General features: G+C 69.6%; 17 protein-coding genes and 3 tRNA genes. 8 read left to right on the forward strand and 12 right to left on the reverse strand.

What is annotated here, in order from left to right; all coding sequences use genetic code 11:
* Positions 1–31: 31 nt before the first annotated feature.
* The 3 genes from mshD to BLS99_RS15810 all read right to left on the reverse strand — a co-directional run bounded on the left by mshD (position 32) and on the right by BLS99_RS15810 (position 2,133).
* Positions 32–973, reverse strand: a complete 942-nt coding sequence (gene mshD, locus BLS99_RS15800; protein WP_091051823.1) for a mycothiol synthase — start codon at positions 971–973, stop codon at positions 32–34.
* 157 nt (positions 974–1,130) lie between these two features.
* Positions 1,131–1,222 (reverse strand) — tRNA-Ser (locus BLS99_RS15805).
* A 71-nt stretch (positions 1,223–1,293) separates the two neighbouring features.
* Positions 1,294–2,133 (reverse strand): hypothetical protein, encoded by an 840-nt coding sequence (locus BLS99_RS15810; RefSeq protein WP_091051825.1) that lies wholly within the window; start codon positions 2,131–2,133, stop codon positions 1,294–1,296.
* A 273-nt stretch (positions 2,134–2,406) separates the two neighbouring features.
* On the opposite strand from BLS99_RS15810, the gene BLS99_RS15815 reads away from it, so the two are divergent.
* Together BLS99_RS15815 and BLS99_RS15820 are read left to right on the forward strand one after the other, a co-directional pair.
* A complete protein-coding gene (locus BLS99_RS15815; RefSeq protein ID WP_091051828.1) occupies positions 2,407–3,210 on the forward strand; it encodes a CPBP family intramembrane glutamic endopeptidase in 804 nt (267 codons plus the stop codon).
* A gap of 75 nt (positions 3,211–3,285) precedes the next feature.
* Positions 3,286–3,376 (forward strand) — tRNA-Ser (locus BLS99_RS15820).
* Between the two features lie 378 nt (positions 3,377–3,754).
* On the opposite strand, the gene BLS99_RS15825 is transcribed toward BLS99_RS15820, so the two are convergent.
* Positions 3,755–4,045 (reverse strand): hypothetical protein, encoded by a 291-nt coding sequence (locus BLS99_RS15825; protein ID WP_245712267.1) that lies wholly within the window; start codon positions 4,043–4,045, stop codon positions 3,755–3,757.
* Between the two features lie 381 nt (positions 4,046–4,426).
* Here BLS99_RS15825 and BLS99_RS15830 point away from each other — a divergent pair, with 381 nt between their 5' ends.
* Both BLS99_RS15830 and BLS99_RS26305 read left to right on the forward strand, forming a co-directional pair.
* Positions 4,427–8,695: an nSTAND1 domain-containing NTPase gene (locus tag BLS99_RS15830; RefSeq protein WP_143034834.1), complete on the forward strand. Its 4,269-nt coding sequence runs from the start codon at positions 4,427–4,429 to the stop codon at positions 8,693–8,695.
* A gap of 55 nt (positions 8,696–8,750) precedes the next feature.
* A tRNA-OTHER gene (locus tag BLS99_RS26305) sits at positions 8,751–8,837 on the forward strand.
* A gap of 198 nt (positions 8,838–9,035) precedes the next feature.
* On the opposite strand, the gene BLS99_RS15835 is transcribed toward BLS99_RS26305, so the two are convergent.
* The 8 genes from BLS99_RS15835 to BLS99_RS15870 form a co-directional block, all read right to left on the reverse strand.
* A complete protein-coding gene (locus tag BLS99_RS15835) occupies positions 9,036–9,599 on the reverse strand; it encodes a dihydrofolate reductase family protein (protein ID WP_091051833.1) in 564 nt (187 codons plus the stop codon).
* An 80-nt stretch (positions 9,600–9,679) separates the two neighbouring features.
* Positions 9,680–10,078 (reverse strand): cupin domain-containing protein, encoded by a 399-nt coding sequence (locus BLS99_RS15840; RefSeq protein ID WP_091051835.1) that lies wholly within the window; start codon positions 10,076–10,078, stop codon positions 9,680–9,682.
* A 94-nt stretch (positions 10,079–10,172) separates the two neighbouring features.
* The gene (locus BLS99_RS15845; protein WP_091051838.1) at positions 10,173–11,183 is read right to left on the reverse strand and encodes a phosphotransferase; all 1,011 of its coding nucleotides are present in this window, start codon (positions 11,181–11,183) and stop codon (positions 10,173–10,175) included.
* 140 nt (positions 11,184–11,323) lie between these two features.
* The gene (locus BLS99_RS15850) at positions 11,324–11,776 is read right to left on the reverse strand and encodes a hypothetical protein (RefSeq protein ID WP_091051841.1); all 453 of its coding nucleotides are present in this window, start codon (positions 11,774–11,776) and stop codon (positions 11,324–11,326) included.
* Positions 11,773–12,261: a DivIVA domain-containing protein gene (locus tag BLS99_RS15855; protein WP_091051844.1), complete on the reverse strand. Its 489-nt coding sequence runs from the start codon at positions 12,259–12,261 to the stop codon at positions 11,773–11,775. Before BLS99_RS15855 ends, BLS99_RS15850 begins: the two co-directional genes overlap by 4 nt.
* A complete protein-coding gene (locus BLS99_RS15860) occupies positions 12,258–13,412 on the reverse strand; it encodes a 5'-methylthioadenosine/S-adenosylhomocysteine nucleosidase family protein (RefSeq protein WP_091051847.1) in 1,155 nt (384 codons plus the stop codon). The genes BLS99_RS15855 and BLS99_RS15860 overlap by 4 nt, the downstream gene beginning before the upstream one ends.
* Positions 13,409–14,104 carry an NUDIX domain-containing protein gene (locus tag BLS99_RS15865; RefSeq protein WP_091052700.1) on the reverse strand — a complete coding sequence of 232 codons (696 nt, stop codon included), beginning with the start codon at positions 14,102–14,104 and terminating at the stop codon, positions 13,409–13,411. The genes BLS99_RS15860 and BLS99_RS15865 overlap by 4 nt, the downstream gene beginning before the upstream one ends.
* A 133-nt stretch (positions 14,105–14,237) precedes the next feature.
* Positions 14,238–15,698 (reverse strand): amidase, encoded by a 1,461-nt coding sequence (locus tag BLS99_RS15870; protein WP_091051849.1) that lies wholly within the window; start codon positions 15,696–15,698, stop codon positions 14,238–14,240.
* Between the two features lie 291 nt (positions 15,699–15,989).
* On the opposite strand from BLS99_RS15870, the gene BLS99_RS15875 reads away from it, so the two are divergent.
* From BLS99_RS15875 to BLS99_RS27455, 4 genes are all read left to right on the forward strand, one after another.
* Entirely contained in the window at positions 15,990–16,973 is a 984-nt protein-coding gene (locus tag BLS99_RS15875; RefSeq protein WP_091051851.1) for a zinc-binding alcohol dehydrogenase family protein, read from the forward strand.
* A gap of 102 nt (positions 16,974–17,075) precedes the next feature.
* Positions 17,076–18,458: a cellulase family glycosylhydrolase gene (locus BLS99_RS15880; protein ID WP_091051853.1), complete on the forward strand. Its 1,383-nt coding sequence runs from the start codon at positions 17,076–17,078 to the stop codon at positions 18,456–18,458.
* A gap of 121 nt (positions 18,459–18,579) precedes the next feature.
* Positions 18,580–19,317, forward strand: coding sequence for an ABC transporter ATP-binding protein (locus BLS99_RS15885; RefSeq protein WP_091051856.1), 738 nt, complete (start codon positions 18,580–18,582; stop codon positions 19,315–19,317).
* The gene (locus BLS99_RS27455; protein WP_091051859.1) at positions 19,317–21,239 is read left to right on the forward strand and encodes an FtsX-like permease family protein; all 1,923 of its coding nucleotides are present in this window, start codon (positions 19,317–19,319) and stop codon (positions 21,237–21,239) included. Before BLS99_RS15885 ends, BLS99_RS27455 begins: the two co-directional genes overlap by 1 nt.
* The last annotated feature ends 31 nt before the right edge of the window (positions 21,240–21,270 follow it).

The following is a 21,270-nucleotide window of genomic DNA, read 5'->3' on the forward strand; positions in this document are numbered from 1 at the left end:
TCGCTCCCGCGACCGGCTCGGCGCTCGGCGCTCACGCGCGAGTGATTCGCTTCGCCCACTGCACGTCGGTGCGCACCACCTCGAAGCCCTGCTTGCGGTAGAGGCCGACCGCCTTCGTGTTCGACTCGTCCGCGTAGAGGTCCACCTGGCGGATGCCGTGGGCCGCAAGATGGGCCAGGCCCGCCAGCGTCAGCGTCCGGCCCAGGCCGGTGCCCTGGGCGCGGGGGTCGACGCCGAGCACGTACACCTCGCCGACGCCGCCTTCCACTTTGGTCCAGTGGAACCCGAGCATCCCGTCGGCGTCCTCGGCCACGAGCAGGCCGTCCGGATCGAACCAGGACTCCTCCATGCGGGCGCGCAGGTCGGCGGCGGTCCAGCGGCCCTGCTCGGGGTGGCTCGCGAAGGCCGCGGCGTTCACCCGCAGCCACTCGGACTCGTCCTGCCCGGACCTGAAGGGCCGCAAGCGGACACCGTCCGCGAGCACCGCCGCCGGGGCGTCGCCGCGCGGCCAGTTCTTCCCCGCGCCCTCGGGCCACGATGCGGGCCAGGGGAAACCGTCGAGGTCCCGCGAGAACTGGAACAGCACGCGGGCGCGCGCGAACCCGTGCTTCGCCGCGAACCGCTGCGAAACGGGCAGATCGCCGTGGCTCCACATCCGCAGCTCGGCCGCGTCCGGCGCGATCCAGTCGAGGACGTTGCCCAGCAGCCTGGTGCCGACACCGCGGTTCCGGTGGCCCGGATCGACCGCCAGCTCGGCCTCGGCGACGTCGCCGATGACCTCCGCACCGGCGTACGCGATGACCGAGTCGTTCAGGGGCACAACGAAATGCCTGCGGTGCTTGACGGGGTGCGCGGACATGGCGAGGGTGGTCTGCTCGTTGAAGGGGGCGATGCCGTCGACCGCTTCGCAGCGACCCGCCATGGTAACGATTCTGTGAATATCCCGACCCGGAAGTGAAGCATGTTGCGCCATGGGGTTACTCTATTCCTGGACTCAGCACCGTGCCGGGGTGCTGAGTCCTTTTATGTGTCCGGAGCACGGTCGGTGCCGGGCGCGGCCGCTTCCGAGGCCCGGTCGTGCCGGGCCTCGCGGCTTCCAGGGGACTTCCGCGTCGTCGCGCGGGCGGTGGTGGCGGAGAGGGTGGGATTCGAACCCACGGTGGGTTGTGACACCCACGGCGGTTTTCAAGACCGCTGCACTAGTCCACTATGCGACCCCTCCAGGGCCTGTGAAGGCAAGCGCCAATCTATCAAACGCGGGTTCCGCGGTGGCCGCAGTCAGTGGTGGCGCAGTCAGCAGCGGTCGCTCTGCACGCAGCAGGTCGAGCAGGTGCGGCCGCCCTCGATCGTCAGGGCCAGGCAGCAGGTGCGGCGCCGGTAGACCAGGCGGCCGTGCTCGTCGGTGGCGACGTCGACCAGGTGCGCGACGTCGAACGCGTCGAGCAGGGTCTTCGCGATGACCTCGTCGGGGTCGGGCACGGCCTGCGCCATCGACGCGACCGCGTACGACAGGCCCGAGGCCAGCGAGCCCATGAGCGTGCGGCGCCCGACCCGGACCCGGGCCAGGAACGCGTCGAGGACCGGCCCGAGGTGGGCGTCGAAGGCGGTGGCGCGCAAGCGGTCCAGTAGGACCTCCTCGTTCGCGACCACCTCGACGTCGGGGTGGCCGGCGCACGGGTCGTGCGGCAGCGCCAGGAAGTGCGGGCGGACCTGCCGCACCGAGAACATCGGGGCCTCGTCGCTCACCGAGAAGACGGTGTTCGCGGCGTCCATCACCGGGACGCGGCGGGCCGCGACGTAGCCGAGCACGGCGGGCGCGAGGGTCCAGTAGCAGTACGTCTTCCACGCCAGGGCCGCGTTCGCGTGGGCGGAGCCGCCCCACAGCGCGGCGGCGGTGGACATGAGCTCCTCGACCCGCTCGCCGGAGGCCAGCTCGTGCGCGGGGAACTCGACCGCGTTCGGGACGGGCTCGCCGTGGAGCCAGGACCTGAGGCCCGCGATCGGGTGGCGGCTGACGTCGCGCTCGACCCGGCCCGCGACGGCGCGCAGGGCGAGCATCGGGTGCGGGGCGGGAACCGGGCGGTCGGCGAGTGCGGGCGCGCCCGGAAGGGCCTCCGCAGTCGCGAGCCGCATCAGGATACCCCTCTCAGGTAAGGACTGGCTAACCTTACCTGATGCTTTCAAGGGAGTGTCAATAAACCGACAGACGCGGCGCGGCGACGGGGTGTAGGCAGACGAGGTGCCGCGAATGTGAGCGTCGCCGAATGGGATGAGTTTCACAGCACCTCGCCTTACGTGAACGATCATCCCCTCCACTCGGCGCGACGCGTCGCACACCGAGTGCGACGGGTCCCGTCCCGGCGTCCCCTGCCGGCGCTCTGGCACTCTGAGGCCATGCCGAATGCCATGTCAAGTGCAGAGCCGGATGCCGAGCCGAACCGCACCGGAGCCCCGCCGCTGCTCCCCTCCCGGGTGATCGGCCGCGAGGTCGTCATCGTGCTCCTGCTCTCCCTGGGCGCCTCGGCGGTGTGGTCGATCGTCGACATCGTGGGCACCCTCACCGAGCCCGGCGGCCTGGCCGACTCCGTTCAGTCGATGAACTCGGCGCGGGCCGAGGCCGAGCGGCCCTGGTACGACCTCGCGCAGCAGCTCGTGAGCCTGACGCTCGCGATGGCGCCGGTCGCGCTGGCGCTCCACTTCCTCAGCCTCGACCGCGGGAACCCGTTCCGGCTCATCGGCCTCGACGCCCGCCGCCCGGCCTTCGACCTCCTCGGCGGCGCGGCCCTCGCGGCGTGCATCGGCATCCCGGGCCTGGCCCTCTACTTCACCGCCCGCGCGCTGGGCCTGAACGCGACGATCGCGGCCGCGAACCTGAACGACGTGTGGTGGGCCGTCCCGATCCTCATCCTCGCCGCGCTCAAGAACGCGATCATCGAGGAGGTCGTCGGCGTCGGCTACCTCGTCACCCGCCTCCAGCAGCTCGCCTGGCGGCCGGTGGCGATCGTGGCGGCACACTCGCTCCTGCGGGGGACGTACCACCTCTACCAGGGCTTCGGCGGCTTCATCGGCAACATGGTCATGGGCGCGGTCTTCGCGCTGTGCTTCATGAAGTGGAAGCGCACCGGCCCCCTGGTGGTCGCCCACACCCTCCTCGACATCGCCGCCTTCGTCGGCTACCTCCTGGTCGCACCCCACGTGAGCTGGCTCTGAACGGACCGAACCCCCTTGGCCCTCCTCGCCGCCGCCCGGTATGCTCGATCCTCGTACGTCTGACGTGCGGCTCCTGGAGGATTCGCATAGTGGCCTAGTGCGCCCGCCTGCTAAGCGGGTTTCGGGTGATACCCGATCATGGGTTCAAATCCCATATCCTCCGCCACACACCGCGCTCAGACGCGGTCTACCTGCGGGGACTCTGTCACATTAGACAGCGTCCCCGCAGTCGTTATCGCGCATCCGTCGATATGTACGAAAAACGGCTTCCGCGGCCTCTAGGCTACGGAATGCGGGTTGACCAGGTCTTTCAGTCCCGCTGAGTCCAGTTGGGCTCAGTAGGCGCCAGCTGGAACCCTGCCTAAGTTTTAGGGCTTCGACTACACCGTCACGATCGATCAGGAGCACCCAAGGGCGACAGATCCGGTCAAGGCCGGGTTTCTCGTGGTCGTGCTCCCGCAGGCTCGGTCCCGCGCACGATCAAGATGGGCGGACCGGGGCACACGGCGGCTAGAACAGCAACTTCCCGATGTGATCGGTGCGCTCACCCAGCGCTCATGAGCTGGTCGATGAGGCGGCAGAAGATCTCGGGAGGGTGGGTCGGTCCGTCGTGCGGTTCGCTGAGCATGGAGTCGAGGACATCGGCGACCCAACGATGCCGAGTGGACCCGTCATGCACCCAGTCCGTTTCCAGTTCTTGGAAGAACTCGGTGAGGTACATGCTCGACCGGTAGGGGAAGTAGCTCGGCGCCTCGCTTGGGGCAGATCCCTCCATTACACGGTTGCCGCAGATCAAGTCAGCAAGCGCCTCAGAATTCCGTCGCTTGAACTTCATTTGATCACCTCTGCATCTGTTGGAACAGGGTCTTGAGATTTCCAGAAATCCAGTATGAGGCTCTTCGATGATGATGCAGTCGCTGGGCATTCGCCCGCTTCCGGAGCTAGGCAAGTACTTGCTATTCGTGACAGAGGTGTCAAATCAACATTCATCGACCCCCCGACCGGATCGGTCGCGCCGCAGCTCGACTGAACACAGCCCTCCGAAATCGTGACCTGTTCGAGAGGGGGAGATTTCAGTACTTGGTCTCAACTACGATTGAACGGCCCGACGGGAGCTGAAGCAAATAGTTGACCCCGAGGCGCAGTGACTCAACCGGTCGCGTCGACACCGCACCACGACCCCCTTGCCGAAGCGTGTTGGGCTATCGTTTCTGTCATGTCTTCATCTGCCCCCGATGAGCATGGAAATCCCGAAACCAATGGTTCGTACGGACCGCAACCGCATCGCATGCGCGAAGGAGTGCGAGCTTCGGTCGATCGGATTCGAGCGTTGCTGTCGAGCGCGACCTATCCGATGTTGACTGCTCTGATCTGTTCAAGTGCAGCCACACCAGTCGTCGCGGCTGCTCTTGGTGCCGGAGCGACGTTGACCGCTGCGTTCGGCACCGTCGGTGCCATCGGCGGTAACGCCCTCAGTGAGGTGCTGATCGATCGCATTCGGCAGACCCGACCAAATGATTCGGTCGTGGAGGAGGAGTCGCTGCGATCGGGATTGACCGACGCGTTCGCGGAGATCCTGAATTCGGCCTCGCCCGATCTGGCCGCTGCCCGGGACGGGGTGGCTGTGCTGCTGCGCGACTCTGGAGCGTTCGAGGAGCTCATCCGCGAGGCGCTTCGCGAGGACCATCAGGAGTTGCTCGTCGCATTGCAACGAGAGTTCGAGGAGCTCGGCAGAGCACACGAGGAATTGCGCCCCGTGCTCGTCGGTATGCAGGACCTGCTGCTGGAGCTGTGCCGTAACCAGGCACAGATCCTGGAGGTCGAGCTTTCGGTGCGGGAGACGGTGCAGGAGAGCCTCAGGGTGCTGGTGCAGATGTTCCAGCACGTGCAGCTCCTCGGCACGGGCCCGGCCGCCGATCCCGAGCGGGCGCAGTGGAACGGGAGCCCGTATCTAGGACTCCAGCCGTACACCGCCAATGACGCGCCCGTCTTCTTCGGCCGCGCGTCTACGCTCGCCGAACTGGTGGGCAAAGCCGGTGAGAGCATCTCCGGTGGCCTGATGGTCGTCACGGGTTCTTCCGGCGTCGGGAAGTCCTCGTTGCTGCGTGCCGGACTGATTCCGGCGATCGAGCGCGGGCTTCTCAGATCCGATGCGGCCGAGGGTCCGTGGCGAGCGATCCTGCTCGACAGGCCTGGAGCGGCGCCGGTGAGCTCGCTTGCTGCAGAGCTTGCCAAGCATGGCGGGCCCGACTCGACCGCCACCAGGAAGGCATTGGTCGCAGACCCGGACGAGGCCGCCGATCGGGTCGAGGAGCGCAGAACCGGCCGCGATGGAGCGCGTCCGGAACGGATGCTCCTGGTCATCGACCAGTTCGAAGAGGTGTTCACCCTCGTCGAAGACCAGGAAAGGTCGCGTTTCCTGCGCATGATCGACTCGATCGCACGAAGCCCGCGCGCATTCGTGGTCCTTGCCGTCCGCGGAGACTTCGTCGACCGATGCATGACCGTGCCAGCGCTGCGCGAAGCGGTGCAGGACCGGGTGTACCGGGTCGGTCCAATGTCACGCGATCAGTTCCGTCAGGCGGCGCTGCTCCCAGCCGCGGCCGCCGGCGTTCATATCGAAGACATGGTGGTGAGGTCCCTCGTCGAAGAGCTCTGCGGTCCAGATCGATCAGATGAGGCCCCGCTCCGGCCTGAAGCGGCGCTGCCTTTGCTCTCCCAAACCATGCTGCTGCTGTGGGAGCGTCGAGGAGATCGCCGGACGCTGACGCTCGACTCCTACCATGCCCTCAACGGCGTAAGCAACGCTGTAGCCACTGCCGCAGAACAGGTATTCGGCTCTTTGGATGCCGCAGGGCAAGCTACGGCGATCGGGCTGTTCCGCCGCCTGATCGGCGTCAAGCGTCCCGACCAGCTGGTGCGGCTTGAAGTGGACCTACACAAACTGACCGGATCCGAGCGCGCGATCGCCGACGAGTTCACCGCCAAGCGCCTGATGGTGATGGACAGGGGCACCGTTGCGATCGCTCACGACGTGCTCTTGGAGCAGTGGACGCGACTGCGTGAATGGATCGAACCCGACATTGAAAGTCGCATCCTGCTGACCCGGCTCGAAGCCGACACCGCCACCTGGCAAGAACACGGTGGCGATGAGTCCTTCCTGTACCAAGGCTCCCGGCTGGACCACCTCGAATCCAGAGGCATCAAGACGTGGCAGGCGTATCCCGAGAGGGAGTTGCGACCGAGCCCCAAAGCCGAGGACTTCATCGACAAGTCCCGCGCTCGCGCTAGGCGTCGGATCCGCATCAGGCGCCTCCTGACCGGTTCGCTCGCCGGCATCACCGCCCTCGCCTTGATCCTGGCAGCGCTCGCCTACGTCCAGAGCCAAGACCTCATCGAGCAGCGCAACCGTGTACTTTCCGAGCAGCTCGCCGCCGAGAGCGCAGCACTGGTCGGCACCAACGGGCAACTGGCGCAGCTCCTTGCAGCCGCCGCTTGGGAACTGCGCGAGACCGACGAGGCAAGCGCGGCGCTGACCGGAGCGATCGGAGACGCCACGGCCGGTGAGATCGTCACCGATCCGATCGACGGTATCGAGAACATGGCGCCGAACCCCGATGGGAGCCATCTCGCCACCACCGGCGAGAGCGGCCTGGTGCGGGTCTGGTCGACCGAGGACTGGACCTCCCAAGAACTCCCGGCCGAGGTGCGGCCCCGGGCAACAGCCACGGCCCTCACCTTCGATGCAACAGGTGAAGTGCTCGCGGTGGTCACCGAGCAGGGCGTCACACTCTGGGACATCGCGACGTCTCAGGCAATCATGTCTCTGGACTTCCTGGACGCGCACGTGGTGGCATTCAGCCCCGACGGATCGAAGCTCGCCGTGATGCAACAGGGAACGAGCTACACCGATGATGGAGACACGATCACAACGGTGACCGAGTCGGAAGTCTCGATCTGGGATCTGTCCAGCGGAGAGGAGATCGCGAGGCGCGGTGGCATCGAGGCGCAGCCGACGATCGCTTTCTCCGCGGACGGCGCCTCGGTCGCGCTGGTCGACATCAGCGGTGAGCTCTGGGAGTGGACGTTCGCGTCGGATGCAATGGTCTCGGAACAGCTGTTCGGTGAAAGCGAGGTCACCACGCTGTGGGTCGGCGATGGGGAGCAACCGCAGCTGTTCGCGTGCGGACCTGGTCGTTGCTTCGCCCGCAACGGTGGCAAGGATTGGGAAAGCGTCTCCACCTTTGCCAACGGGCAGTTCGTTTCGATCACACCTGATGGCAGGGCGATCGTCAGCACGGACGGTGGTCCGGTGGTCGTGGTCGACTTGGTCAACGGTGACATGACGACGCTCGCGACTCAGGGCGAATTCAACTACTACTATACGACGCTAATCCCAAACTCTTCGACGCTGGTCGTCGGTACCGCTCGCGGGATGCAACTACTGGACTTCGAACGGGTCCCACCACCCGAAGCACCGGAGATGTCCTGGGAGTACGGGTCGGACTTGGTCGATGTGGCCGAGGACTCCAGCCGATTCATGATCCACGGATCGGCGGGGATAGAGGTGTGGGAGACCGACGATTGGAGTTCGGGACCTGCCGAGCTGGTGACCGCGATTCCTTCCATCGACTTCACCGGTGGCGCCATGAGTCCCGACGGTGGCGTAGTGGCGATTCATGAGACCGTTGAAGAAGGGATTGAACGCCTGCGCCTTATCGATGCCTCGACTGGTTCCGACCTGCCCACCCCCACCGAGGAGTACCGATTCGTCGCGCAAACCCAGTTCGGCCCGAGCGGCAACGAGCTGGCAATGATCGTCGGAATCGGGCCAATCGGAGAGGTGGCCACCTACGAACTCTGGATTTGGGACATGGTCGCTGGTGAACTCGTTCTCCAGCTCGATGCGACCGCAGGCATGGAGAGCCATTTCGTTTTCGTCCCAGAGAAAGAGCGGATCGCTCTGGCCGGGGCGGACGGCATCATCGCGATCTGGGACTACCGGGACGGCGAACTGGCCGACTCGATCACCAGCGGTGCCAGCAAGCCCGAAGGACTCGCGTTCAACATCGACGGATCCCGACTGGGAGTCGCCACCCCCACCGGCCTGATCGTCTGGGACATGGAGACCAAAGAATCCGAATCCTATGAGACCGGCCGGATCTTCGGCGGCCTCGCATTCACACCGGACGACCGGTTCGTTGTCACGATCGACGGGGCAGACTCCCTCCGCTTCTGGGATCTTGAGCGCCGCCAGGTGGCTGCCGACATGCGTGCGGGCGACACGGTCAACTCGGCTGAATTCCTCTCCAGCGGTTGGCAGATCGCGGTCGGCAACGGCAGTCAGCTGATGGTCCTCGACGCCTCGACCCTGATCGATCCCTTCGCAACAGTGTGTGAACAGGCCGGACGAAGCCTGACGCCAGAGGAGTGGGCGGAGTACCTTCCGGACTTCGAGTACGGGGAAATCTCGGTCTGCACCTGATCTCTCAAGAAGGAGTGTCGACGGGCTCGACGGAACGGAAGGAACATCCGGTAGAGGATGATTCGAGCCACGAATCTGTAGCCCGCCTCTCAAGCGGGTTTCGGGTGATACCCGATCATGGGTTCAAATCCCATATCCTCCGCAACGAAGTGGAGGAGGTCCGAGAACAGGGTCTCCGCCACGAAGTGGAGGAGGTCCGAAAACAGGGCCTCCGCCAACGGCCCCGCCGACCTGCATCAACGCAGGATCAGCGGGGCTTTTCGCTGTTCCGGGACCACCTGCTCCCGCTTCGTACGGGGAGTGCTTCGGCGGGCTCGCTGTGCCGCAGCAAGGCTCGGGCCTACTGGTGCGGGCGGTAGGTGAGCCAGAGGCTTCCGGTGGGGGTGGGGATCGCCCGGACCAGGTCGAGTTCTCTGGGGCCTTCGAGGCCGGTGAAGAGGCGCCGGCCCTCGGGGAACAGGACCCGTCCGACCGCGAGGTTGATCTCGTCGACGAGTTCTTCGTGCAGGAGCGTCTGGGCGAGGGTGATGCTCCCGTGGACGCCGATGTCGGCGCCGGGGGTCTCCTTCAGGGCCCGGACGAAGTCGGGGACCGGGTCGGCGACCGGCTCGGCGTTGGTCCACTCGCGCGCGAGCGGGGTCGACGTGAAGACGTACTTCCGCACGGGGTTGATGAACTCGGCGAACGGCTCGCCCTCGGCCCGCGGCCACCAGTAGGACCATTCGTCGTAGGTCTTGCGGCCCATGAGCACCGCGTCCTGGGAGGCGGTCATGTGCGCCTCCATGCCCGCGGTGACGGGGTCGAACACCGGCGCCCCGTCGCCGTCGCCTTCGGGGAAGTACCTCGCGGGATGCTCGACACCGCCGTCGAGCGACGAGAGCATGAACAGCACGACCTTGCGCATTCCGACACCTCTCCTTCGCGCCCGAGCGGACCCTCCGTCGAGCACCCCGCCAACGTAACCGCCGCGGCCGACAGTCGCGGCTAGTGCGGCGCCCCGGCGCCGACCGCCTCGTGCTGTGCTGCGGGGGAGTGCAGGCGCAGGGACTCCTGCTCGGCCGGGTCGGTGCGGGCGACGAGGGCGGTGACGTCCTCGTCGCCGACGATGGGCTGGTGGAGCATCCCCGCCGGGATGTACACCATGTCGCCCGGTTCGAGGTCGGCCAGGTGCTGGAGCTCGTCGCCGTAGCGGATCTGGTGGCGGCCGGCGAGCACGTAGATCGCCGATTCGTGGCCGTCGTGCATATGGGCGCGGGTCTCGGTGTGCGCCTCGATGAACACGCGGTGCAGGCACAGCCGCTGCGAACCGGCCGATTCGCGGGACACGCCCGCGGAGAACTGGCCGCCCTGTGCGCCTGCGTAGGTGCCGTTCTCGTTCTTCATGATTACCACATTCACGCCGAAACGATAACGGTTGTGTTTGCCCTGGCGGCGTTCTCGCGAATCCACGGTGTGTCGTATGTGGAAGGTGAGTCGTTCATCCCGCGAGGGTGGACTCGACCTCATGAAGGTGGTCGGTCCACCAGCGCAGCAGGCGTTCGTCGGAGAAGAACAGCCAGTCGCCGGCGTTGTTGCCGAGGAAGTAGTGGTACTTCAAGTGCCACACCGAGGTCAGGAGCTTCCACCACCGGCGCCGGGCGGCGTCGAGGAGGGCTTCCCCGCCGATCGGCGCGAAGGTGCGGTATCCGGCGACGACCGCCGCGAGGTGGTCGAGGTCGAGGCTGCCGTCGGCGAGGGCGCACTGGTAGGTGGCGGCGCGGACGATCTCCTCGGCGTACGGGTTGACGCGGACCCGGTCCCAGTCGAGGACGGCGGCGATGCGGTCGTCGCGCCACAGCAGGTTCCAGTTCTGGCAGTCGCCGTGCGTCCACCCGTGCGGGCCGGTGAAGCCGTCCTCGGAGGGGCGCTGGTGCTCGTTGGCCGCGACGAGGTCGAGGCGGGTGCGGAGCAGTGGCGCCACCGCTCGGTCGAACTCATCGGGCGCGTCCCGGCCGTCGATCAGCCGGAGGTAGTCGCCGATCCGCTCGCTGGCGGTGGCGACGGTAGGCGGGGGCTCGAAGCGGGGCGCCGCCTCGGGGAGCAGGCCGGGCCGGGCGAGGGCGAGCCGAACCCGGGCCAGGACCTCGCCCATGTGGAACGCGGTCGCGCGGGTCATCTCGGCCCCGCGCCGGTGGTCGCCGTCGATCCAAGGGGCCAGGTAGTAGGCGTGCACGCCCAGTTCGAGGACTGACTTGCCGCTCCCGGTGGGGACGGCCGCGACGACGGGGACGCCGTCGGCCGCGACCGACACCATGAGCGCGAGGCTGCGCCGGGCGTCGTCGGGCGAGGTCTGGTCGAGTTCCTTGAGCGCGAACGCACCCGCGTCCGTCACGAGGCGCCAGTTCCGGTTGAGCACCCCCTCGGCCACGACCCTGCACTCGCGCACCGCCCCGAGGCCGTACGCGCTCGCGATCGCATCGACACCGGCGAGGGGAAGGGGAGCAGCCACCGCGAAAGGCTACCGGTCGCCGCGCGTCGACGCGAGGGGCGTGGGTCGTGTCCCGGGACCGGCCGAGGGGGCGGTCGGAGCGCCGGCCGCCGCCGGGAACGCGCGCCTGAACGCCGTTGCGCCGGCGCGGTATCGAGAGGTCAGAACCATTTCGCGAGGTCGAGTACGGTCACGCCCTCGTGGTCGATGATGGCCCGGTACAGCTCGTCCGACAGCATGTCCTCCCGCCACCCGCTCATGAACTCGCGAGCGGTGCTGACGCTGCTGGCCCTGGCCGCGACGGGGAAGTACGCCCACACCCACATGAGGCCGCCGCCGTTGAGGTAGTACAGGAGCAGTCCGCTCTTGTCGTGCGCCTTGTTGTCGATGAGGCTGCGCAGGTGCTCGGCCGGCTCGCGGGACTCCGGGTCGCGGGCCAGCACCTGGTACAGGTCGGTGCGGGCGGTCTGCCGGTCCTTGAACACGATCGAGGCGTGCACCGGACTGTCGTCGCGCCAGGGCGAGTACACCTGGAGGTGCGCCCACCCGGGGCCGTGCAGCTCGGGGTCCGGCGGGTACCCGCCGGGTTCGGCCCCGTGGCGTCCGATCGTCATATCTGGATTCCTCCCTGGTCTCGCATGAAGAGCGCCCACCGCCGGGCGATCTCGGATTCCACTTTGTCCAGAAGGAGGTCCACTCCCTCTGGCGCGTACGACGTCCTGAGGTAGGTCGGCTTGAACTGCTTGTAGCGGACCTCCGCCTGCGTGAGCAGGGGAACGGCTTCCTGGTCGAGCCCGAGCGCCGCCTCGACCTCGTCGAGGAACGCGTTCACCTCGGCCTCCGCATAGCCCGGCTCTCCGGGAGCGGGCTTCGGCAGGTGCGCGAACCGAAGCTGCTCCAGCGTCAGCATCGGGCTGGAGGCCACCATCGGCGCCCAGTCGGCGGCCGGGAGCGTGTCGAGCGGCGAGACGCCGAGCGGCGTGATCTGGTAGACCAGCACGTCGCGGACGTACTGCGCCTGGATGCCGACCACGGACCCGGGCTGCGCGATGTTGTAGGTGACGGCGCCCTCGGGCGGCGGGGGGACGTCCTCGGTCATGGCAGCTCACGCACCGCTGCGATGGCGCGGGCGATCAGCGATCCGGCCCGCTCCGACGCCACGAGCCCGCCGAGGCGCTTGAGCGCGAGCACCGCCTTCGATGCGCGCGGACCTCCGGTGCCGCGCAGCGCGTCTTCGGCCGCCGCGAGTTCGTCCTGGGACGCCTTGAACGTGTCGTCGTCGTCCGTCAGGCCGCGGGCGTGGTCGTCGGCGATCTGGGCGCGCAGCGCGGCCAGCAGGGCGAACGGGTCGCCGGGCGGGGCGGTGCCGCCGCCGGACATCGTGACCGAGCTGCCGGAGACCCTGGCGGCCTGGATCCCGACCTGTCCGGAGGCGAAGTTGTACACCGTGTCGCCCGATCGGGGACCGGATTCGTTCGGAGGCATGGCGTCTCCCGTTCCTTCGTTGAGGAGTTGCTCGGCGAGGTGCACGGCGAAGGCGGCGGCGTTGGCCGCCGCGACGGGCTGCCACTCGGCGTCGTCGCCGGTGTTCTTGGTGCCGTCCGCCCTGTCGCTGACGCCGCGGACGATCCCGACCCGGGTGCCGCTGAGATGGCCGGCGTGGGCGACCCCGGCGGCCTCCATCTCGACCGCGATCGCGTCGTTGTAGTGGTCGCGGATCCACAGCGCCTCGCGCGAGACGCGCGAGTTCTGCACGACCTCACCGGCCGCGATCGATCCGAAGTGGACGTTGATCGACCGCGACCCGGCGGGCAGTCGCCGCCGCCATTCCCCGGTGCGGTCGATCTGGTGGGCGAGCTGGCTGATCGCATGGGGCGCTTCCCAAGCGCGGGGGCGCGCCCTGAGGCCGCCGTCCTCGCTCGTGCCGCCGTGGTAGGCGTACACCCGCTCGGCGACCACCACGTCCCCGAGTTCGGGCTTCGGCCAGAGCGATCCGGCGACCCCCACGAACAGGGTCGCCACGGGGGAGAACTCCTGGATGGCGCGCTCGGCGATCACCGCCGCGGACTGGTTGCCGACGCCGGTGAGCCCGAGGGCGATCCGGCCCTTCGCGCCGCAGGCGGTGGTCCCCACCTGGAACCGGGTCCCCGCCTTGTGGTGACGGATCTCGACGTCGTACAGGTGGCGCAGCACGGCTGTGTACTCGAGGTCCAGGGCCGTCAGCACGACCACGGTGTCTGGGTCGGTCATGATTCCTCCTCGGCGTGCGGTCCTTCCGGGCGGGTCAGGGGCGGGTGGAGCGCCTTGGCGGGTCCGGCGCGGAACATCCGCGCGGGCCGGCCCTTCGCGGCGCGCCGGTCCGCGCCGGTGGGCTCGATGAAGCCCGGGATCCGCTGCACCTTGCGGTAGAAGTTCCGCTCGTCCAGCTTGACGTCCCAGACCGTCTCGTAGACGCCCTGGAGTTCGGCGATCGTGAACTCGCCGCCGCAGAACTTCGTCGCCAGCGGCGAGTGCTCCAGCTTCGTCCGGGCCCGCTCGACGGCGTCGTCGAAGATCTGCCGGTGGTCGAACGCGAGCCGCACCTGACCGGAGAGCACCCGGTCGACTGGGGTCCACGCCGCACCGGAGGCGTCGGTGCCGGCGACCGGCTCGGGCAGCCCGGGCGCGATGGCCAGGTACGCCACGGTCAGGATCCGGCCGCGCGGATCGCGTTCGGGCGCACCGTAGGTGCCGAGCTGTTCGATGTGGAGCCGCGAGGCGTCGAGGTTCGTCTCCTCCTGGAGCTCCCGCAGCGCGGCGGCGTGGAGGTCCTCCTTCTCGTCGCTGAGGAACCCGCCCGGCAGCGCCTGGCACCCCGCGAAGGGCTCGATGCCCCGCTCGACGAGCAGCACCTGGAGCACCGAGGCCCGCAGCGTCAGGATCACCAGGTCGACGGTGACCATGAGCAGCGGCGGCTCCCACGGCTCTTCCCTCTCCCGCACTGCGGACCTCCATTTACTGTCGATGTGACAGTAATATACGGCACCGCGCGGCCCGGGTCAATGCCCGAGCGCTCGCACTGACGCCCAGCGCCTCTCAGGCCGCCGCGGGCGGGGGCTCGAAGCCGCCGATCTGGTGTTCGAGGAGTTCGGCGAGGCGGATTGGGGTGCGGTCTTCGAAGGCGGGGCCGATGAGTTGGACGCCGACGGGGAGGCCTTCGGGGGAGCGGCCCGCGGGCGCGGCGGTGGCGGGGAGGCCGGGCATCGTGGCGAGGCCGGCCCAGACGAGCTGGTCGAAGAACGGGTGGTCGACGCCGTCGATGTCGAGTCGGCAGGCCAGGAGGTCGGGGTTGTGGTCGTGGGGGAAGGCGGGGGTGGGGGTGACGGGGCAGAGGACGACGTCGAACTCGGTGAAGAGCCGCCGCCAGGCGTGGCGGTGGCGCTCGCGGAGGTTGTTCGCCTCCATCCAGTCGCGGTGGCTCATGACCATGCCCCGCAGCCGGGCCGCGTCGAGGCCCTGGTCGTCGGGGTGCAGCGCGGCGGCCTGGGTTCGCAGTTCGTCGAGTGCGGAGACAGGGAAGCGCGCGACCGAGCCTGAGAAGAGGAGTTTCGTGTAGAGGGTCGCGGCCTCTTTCAGGTCGGGCAGCAGCGGGCTGTTCCGTTCGACCTGGGCGCCATGGGAAACGAGGACGTCGGCCACCTGGTCGACCGCGTGTCGTACGGCGGAGCCCGTCGGGATGCACGGGTGGTCGTCGACGACCAGGACCCGGAAGTCGCGCAGGTGCTCGTGGCGCGCCGGCGGGAGGGTCAGCGTGTGGGCCTTGCCGTAGGTCAGCGGGTCAGGTCCGGCCATGACGTCGAGGAGGAGGGCGAGGTCGCGGGCGGTGCGCGCCATCGGGCCGACCACGGCCAGGTCGAGGTCCACGGGGAGTGCGGGTGCGTCGGGCGGGGTCATGCCGCGGTTCGCGACCAGCCCGAGGGTCGGCTTGTGCCCGTAGACGCCGCAGAAGTGCGCGGGGGTGCGCAGGGACCCGCCGATGTCGGAGCCGATGGACAGGGCGCCGAACCCGAGCGCGAGGGCGGCCGCCGAGCCGCCGGAGGAGCCGCCGGGGGTGCGCGTGCGGTCCCACGGGTTGGAGGTGGTGCCATAGGCCGGGTTGGAGCTCTGCAGCCCTTGGAGCCCCAGCGGCACGTTGGTCTTGCCGAGCACCACCGCGCCCGCAGCCTTCAGGCGCGACACCTGGACCGCGTCCTCGGCGGGCATGAAGTCGCGGAACTCCGGGAGACCCCAGGTCGTGGGGAGTCCGGCGACGTCGTAGGACTCCTTGACGGTGACCGGGACGCCGAGCAGCGGCCGGTCCTCGCCCCGGGCGAGCGCCTGGTCCGCGGCGTGCGCGGCGTCCCGCGCCCGGTCGAAGTCGGGCACGCAGATCGCGTTGGTCGCCGGGTCGTCCCGCTCGATGCGGGCGATCGCGTCCTCGGTCAGTTCCTTCGCGGTGACTTTGCCGGCGCGCAGGGCGGTGACGAGGTCTTCAGCTGAGCGGTGATGCCATTCCATGCATCGGAGGCTAGAGGCGTCCCGGAGCGGCCATAAAACTCCGATTCGCGCAATGGGGGAGGATCGGCTTTCTGCATCGAACGGCCTGACTCGCAGGTCAGAAGCGCTGCAATGACCGGTGCGGCCGGTCCAGGGCATGGAATGCGCCGGCCCGCAACAGGGCGTTTCTCTCAGTCTGCCGACCGGAGCTGGGTCGGCTTGCAGGTCGGTTCCTGGATGCGCCCGCCGCCCCGCCGCACGGCGGGGCCGGTTTTCGGGCAGACTGCTGTTCGAGGAACGTGGAGGTGGCGGATGGGTCGGACGATGCGCGCGGTCGTGCTGGAGGAGCCGGGGCCGGTGGAGCACCTGCTCGTGCGGGAGCTGCCGGTGCCCGAGCCGGAGGACGGCTGGGTGCGGATCAAGGTGAAGGCGTTCGGGCTCAACCGGTCCGAGCTGCACACCAGGCTCGGGCTCGCCGAGGGCATGGTGTTCCCGCGCGTGCTCGGGATCGAGGCGACGGGCGTCGTGGACGCCGACCCGAGCGGAACGTTCGCGCCGGGGCAGCAGGTCGCCACGATGATGGGCGGGATGGGCCGCACCTTCGACGGCGGGTACGCCGAGTACACGTGCGTGCCGGTCGGCCAGGTCGTGCCGTTCGCGTCGGACCTGGACTGGTCGCTCCTCGGGGCCGTGCCGGAGATGGTGCAGACCGCGTTCGGGTCGCTGACCACCGGCCTGGACCTGCGGCCGGGCCAGAGCCTCCTGGTGCGGGGCGGCACCTCCTCGGTCGGGATGGCCGCGGCGGTGCTCGCGAAGCGGGTCGGGGGCGTGACCGTGCTGTCGACGACCCGCGACGCCGGAAAAGCTCAGGCGCTCAAGGACGTCGGGGTCGACCACGTGCTCATCGACGACGGCGAGGTGGCCGCGCAGGTCCGCTCGGTCGTGCCGGAGGGGGTCGACGCGGCGCTGGAGCTGGTCGGCACGCCCACGCTGCCGGACACGCTGCGGTCGGTGCGGGTGCACGGCACGGTCTGCTTCACCGGGATGCTCTCCGACCAGTGGATCGTCAAGGACTTCTACCCGATCGGCTACCTGCCCACCGGGGTCCGCCTGACCGCGTACACCGGCGGCGCGAAGGACCTGCCCGGCGAAGTGCTCCAGGCGTTCCTGGACGACGTGACCGCCGGTCGCGCGGTGGTGCCGCTGGACCGGGTCTTCGGGATCGACGACATCCGGGAGGCCCACGCGCTCATGGAGTCCGGCGGCGCGAAGGGGAAGCTGGTCGTCGTCCTGTAGGCCCCGGATGGGACGGCGCTTGACTCGACGGCAAAGCATTGGCAAACTTCGATGTAACGATTGGGAGCGCTTCCGCTCCCATGTGGCCATCGAGGAGCTGCCATGCAGGTACGAAGACGAAGAAGGCTGGCCGCCGTCGGCGCGATCGCCGCGGCGCTCGGCGCGAGCGCGCTGACCATCGCGACCGCCCAGAACGCCAGCGCCGCAACGGGCTGCGAGGTCGACTACACCGTGGTGAGCAGCTGGGGCTCGGGCTTCCAGGCCAACATCAGCATCACCGCCGACGAGCCGATCGACGGCTGGACCGTGGAATGGGACTTCACCGGCGCTGTCTCCGGCATCAGCGCCTGGAACGTCACCGCCCAGTCCCTCAGCGGGAACCACTTCACCGCCTCCGACGCGGGGTGGAACGGCACGATCGCCTCCGGGCAGACCAGGGAGGTCTTCGGCTTCACCGCCAGCGGCAGCCCGGGCGCCATCGAGCACACCGAGGTCAACGGCGTCGCGTGCGACGGCGGCGGCAGCCAGGAACCGACCACCGAGCCCGAGCCCACCGACCCCGATCCGACCGACCCGGCACCTGACGGCACCCCGGTCGAGCGGCACGGCCGGCTGAGCGTGTGCGGCAACAACATGTGCAACGAGGACGGCCAGGAGATCCAGCTCCGCGGCGTCTCCAGCATGTGGCTGCACTGGCAGACCCAGCCGTACGCCCAGAACCTCGCGGCACTGGAGTGGATGCGCGACGAGTGGGGCATCGAGGTCTTCCGCGTCGCGATGGGCGTCGAGCCCGAGGGCGCCTACCTCGACGACCCGAACGGCTGGAAGGCCGAGGTCGAGCAGGTCATCCGGAACGCCGAGGAGGCCGGGGTCTACGTGATCGTCGACTTCCATGCGCACCAGGCGCATCAGCACCGGGCGGCGGCGGTCGCGTTCTTCACCGACCTCGCCGACCGGTACGGCCACCTCCCGAACGTCATCTGGGAGCCGTACAACGAGCCCGAGCAGGTGGACTGGGCGAGCACGGTGAAGCCGTACCACGAGGCCGTGGTCGCGGCGATCCGCGCGCAGGACCCTGACAACATCGTCGTGCTCGGCACCCCGACCTGGTCGCAGGACGTCGACGTGGCCGCCGCGAACCCGGTGTCCGGCACGAACCTCATGTACACGCTGCACTTCTACTCGTGCACCCACGCCCAGTGGAACCGCGACAAGGCGAACACCGCCCTGAACGCGGGGCTCGCCCTGTTCGTCACGGAATGGGGCGCGAGCGCCGCCGACGGCGGCCTCGACGGGCGGGTGTGCCTGGACGAGGCGCAGCGCTGGATCGACTGGATGGGGGCGAACAAGATCTCCTGGACCGCATGGAAACTGGACGTCGGCAACGACTCCACGAACCTGCTGTCCGCGGGGGCGCCCGTGACCGGAGGCTGGAACAACTACCTCCACGGGCACGCGCCCTTCGTGATCGCCAACCTGCCGTGACCGGCCGGGACGGGGCCGCCCGCGCGGCGGCCCCGTCCCAGTGCAGTCCTATCGCCCTGCCGCCCAACCGATCTCAGCGCCGTGTCAGCGGCGTGTCAGCGCGCCCCCGCACCGTTGGGGCATGAACGAATCCCCGCCCGCCCCGGTCGAGCTCGCCGGCGTCACCCGCGTCTACGGCTCCCGCGGCACCGCCGTGCGCGCGCTCGACGACGTCCACATCGCGTTCCCCGCCGGCTCCTGGACCGCCGTCATGGGCCCCTCCGGCTCCGGCAAGTCCACGCTCCTGCACTGCGCCGCCGGCCTCGAACGGGTCACCTCCGGGAGCGTCCGGATCGCCGGGAACGACATCACCGGCGCCTCCGACGCCGAACTCACCCGGCTGCGCCGCACCGAGATCGGCTTCGCGTTCCAGACCTTCAACCTCATCGGCTCGCTCACCGCCGAGCAGAACGTCGCCATGCCCCTGCGCCTGGCCGGGCGCCGCCCCGAGCGCGCCGACGTGCACGAGGTCCTGGCCGCCGTGGGCCTCGCCGACCGCCGCCGCCACCGCCCCCGCGAGCTCTCCGGCGGCCAGCAGCAGCGCGTCGCCATCGCCCGCGCCATGGTCACCCGCCCCGCCGTCCTCTTCGCCGACGAGCCCACCGGCGCCCTCGACACCAAGGCCGCCCGCGACGTCCTGCACCTCATGCGCCGCATGGTGGACGAGCGCGGCCAGACCACGATCATGGTCACCCACGACCCCGCCGCCGCGGCCAGCGCCGACCGGGTCGTGTTCCTGCGCGACGGCCGGATCACCGACCGCCTCGACCGCCCCTCGACCCGCGAGGTCGCCGCGCGCCTCGCCGACCTGGAGGCGTGATGCTCCTGCTGGCCTGGAACACCTTCCGCGAGCGTTGGCAGGTCTTCGCGGGGGCGATCCTCACCGTGTGCCTCGGCGTGGCGCTCGTCCAGTCGTCGCTCCTGGCGCTCGTCGCCGCCGCGACCGCGCCGATCCCCGCGGGCCTCGCCCCCGAGGCGGCCCTGGCGCTCCAGGGGGCGTACGACGGGGCGCTGACGCTCCTGTCGATGGTGCTCGCGCTCGCGGCCTTCGTGGCCGTGTTCATCGTCGCCTCCACCTTCGGGTTCACGGTGGCCCAGCGCCGCCGGGAGCTCGCGCTCCTGCGTCTGACGGGCGCGAGCCGCGGCCAGGTCCGGTCGCTCCTCACCGGCGAGGCCGTGCTCCTGGGCCTGGCCGGCTCGGTGCTCGGGATCGCGCTCGGGCTGCCGCTGGCGCGGTTCCAGACGTGGCTGCTGGTGCGGCTCGACTTCGCGCCCGCAGGGTTCGCGGCCCCTTGGCGCCCTTGGGTGGTCGCGGTGTCGCTCGGGACGGGCGTGCTCATCGCGGTGCTCGGGGTCCTCGCGGCGTCGCGGCGGGCCGCGGCGATCCGCCCGCAGGAGGCGCTGCGGGAGGACGCGGGGGCCGCGCAGGTCATGACGGTCTCGCGGTGGGTCCTCGGGCTGGTGTTCACCGCGGGCGCGGTGGTGCTGTTCGTGCTGTTCCCGGCCGGCGACGCGGCGATGCCGGTGTGGTTCGTGCAGCTCACGCCGTTCCTGGTGACGGTGCCGCTGGTGGTCGGGTTCGCGGCGCTGGCGCCGCTCATCGTGCCGCTGGCGGCCGGGCTGCTGGGCCTGGTGTGCCGCGGGGCGCTGGGGGAGCTGGCGCTGGCGAACCTGCGTTCGGACGCGCGGCGCAGTGCGGCGACGGCGGCGCCGGTGATGGTGCTGTTCGCGTTCACGGCGGGCATCGGCGGGACCCTGGCGACGGTGGGGGAGGCCGGCCGGCAGGAGCTGCACGCCACTGTGGACGGCGACTTCGCGGTGGCCGCGGATCGCGATGCCACCGCTGCGATCGCGGGGATCGACGGGGTCGCGGCGGTGTCCGCCGAGACCGAGGCCATGTTCGAGCTGGCGTTCGCCGAGGCGGGCGCGAGCTGGTACGTCGCGGGCCTGGGGACCGTGGTCGACCCGGACGCTTACGTGGCGACGCATGACATCGCGCCGGTAGCGGGCGACCTGGCCGACCTCTCCGGCGCCTCGGTCGCGGTGAGCCCGTCCGAGGACTACGAGCGCGACTGGCGCGTGGGCGACACGCTGCGGATGCGCCTGGGCGGCGAGGAGTTCGACGTGCGGGTGGCGGCCCTGCTGCCGCCGACCGTGGCCGGACCGCACTACCTGCTCTCGCCGGACCTGCTGCCCGAAGGGGCCGCCTCGTGGAACCACGTGGTGCGCCTCGCGGACGGCGCGGACCGGGACGCGGTCGCCGCGAGCCTCAACGAGATCGGCACCGTGTCCACCGTAGACGGCTGGATCGCCGCGAGCGCCGCCGCGGACGAGCGGCTGACCCGCGACATCATGATCGTGCTCCTGGGCATGACCATGCTGTACACGGCGATCGCGATCGTGAACGCGGTGGTCATCGCGGCCTCGAACCGCCGCCGCGAGTTCGCCGCCGCCCGCGTGACCGGGCTCGGCCGCGGCCAGGTGGTGTGGCTCGCGTTCCTGGAGTCCCAGGCCGTGGTCGCGATCGGGCTGGTCCTCGGCGCGCTCGCGGCGGCCGGCTCGGTGCTCGGCGCCGCGGTGGCCCTGCGGCACCTCGTGGGGATCACCGCGGTGAGCGTCCAGTGGTCGCTGCTGGTCGGCCTCGCGGTCGGCGCGGCCGTCATCGTGGGGGCGACGAGCCTGGTCACGGCCTTGTCGGCGACCCGCACGCCGCCGATCCGCCTGGTCGCGTCCCGCGAGTGACCGGATCCGCTTGACATATTCCGTTATGGGT

This window comes from Glycomyces sambucus, assembly GCF_900102815.1.
Classification (GTDB): domain Bacteria; phylum Actinomycetota; class Actinomycetes; order Mycobacteriales; family Micromonosporaceae; genus Glycomyces; species Glycomyces sambucus.

Coding starts and splice junctions, on each gene's coding strand:
- BLS99_RS15835 (WP_091051833.1), bottom strand. CDS start 9,599: ATGCGCAAGGTCGTGCTGTTCATGCTCTCGTCGCTCGACGGCGGTGTC.
- mshD (WP_091051823.1), bottom strand. CDS start 973: ATGGCGCAACATGCTTCACTTCCGGGTCGGGATATTCACAGAATCGTT.
- BLS99_RS15865 (WP_091052700.1), bottom strand. CDS start 14,104: ATGGTCACCGTCGACCTGGTGATCCTGACGCTGCGGGCCTCGGTGCTC.
- BLS99_RS15885 (WP_091051856.1), top strand. CDS start 18,580: ATGAACGAATCCCCGCCCGCCCCGGTCGAGCTCGCCGGCGTCACCCGC.
- BLS99_RS15830 (WP_143034834.1), top strand. CDS start 4,427: ATGTCTTCATCTGCCCCCGATGAGCATGGAAATCCCGAAACCAATGGT.
- BLS99_RS27455 (WP_091051859.1), top strand. CDS start 19,317: ATGCTCCTGCTGGCCTGGAACACCTTCCGCGAGCGTTGGCAGGTCTTC.
- BLS99_RS15855 (WP_091051844.1), bottom strand. CDS start 12,261: ATGACCGAGGACGTCCCCCCGCCGCCCGAGGGCGCCGTCACCTACAAC.
- BLS99_RS15850 (WP_091051841.1), bottom strand. CDS start 11,776: ATGACGATCGGACGCCACGGGGCCGAACCCGGCGGGTACCCGCCGGAC.
- BLS99_RS15875 (WP_091051851.1), top strand. CDS start 15,990: ATGGGTCGGACGATGCGCGCGGTCGTGCTGGAGGAGCCGGGGCCGGTG.
- BLS99_RS15840 (WP_091051835.1), bottom strand. CDS start 10,078: ATGAAGAACGAGAACGGCACCTACGCAGGCGCACAGGGCGGCCAGTTC.
- BLS99_RS15815 (WP_091051828.1), top strand. CDS start 2,407: ATGTCAAGTGCAGAGCCGGATGCCGAGCCGAACCGCACCGGAGCCCCG.
- BLS99_RS15880 (WP_091051853.1), top strand. CDS start 17,076: ATGCAGGTACGAAGACGAAGAAGGCTGGCCGCCGTCGGCGCGATCGCC.
- BLS99_RS15860 (WP_091051847.1), bottom strand. CDS start 13,412: ATGACCGACCCAGACACCGTGGTCGTGCTGACGGCCCTGGACCTCGAG.
- BLS99_RS15870 (WP_091051849.1), bottom strand. CDS start 15,698: ATGGAATGGCATCACCGCTCAGCTGAAGACCTCGTCACCGCCCTGCGC.
- BLS99_RS15825 (WP_245712267.1), bottom strand. CDS start 4,045: ATGAAGTTCAAGCGACGGAATTCTGAGGCGCTTGCTGACTTGATCTGC.
- BLS99_RS15810 (WP_091051825.1), bottom strand. CDS start 2,133: ATGCGGCTCGCGACTGCGGAGGCCCTTCCGGGCGCGCCCGCACTCGCC.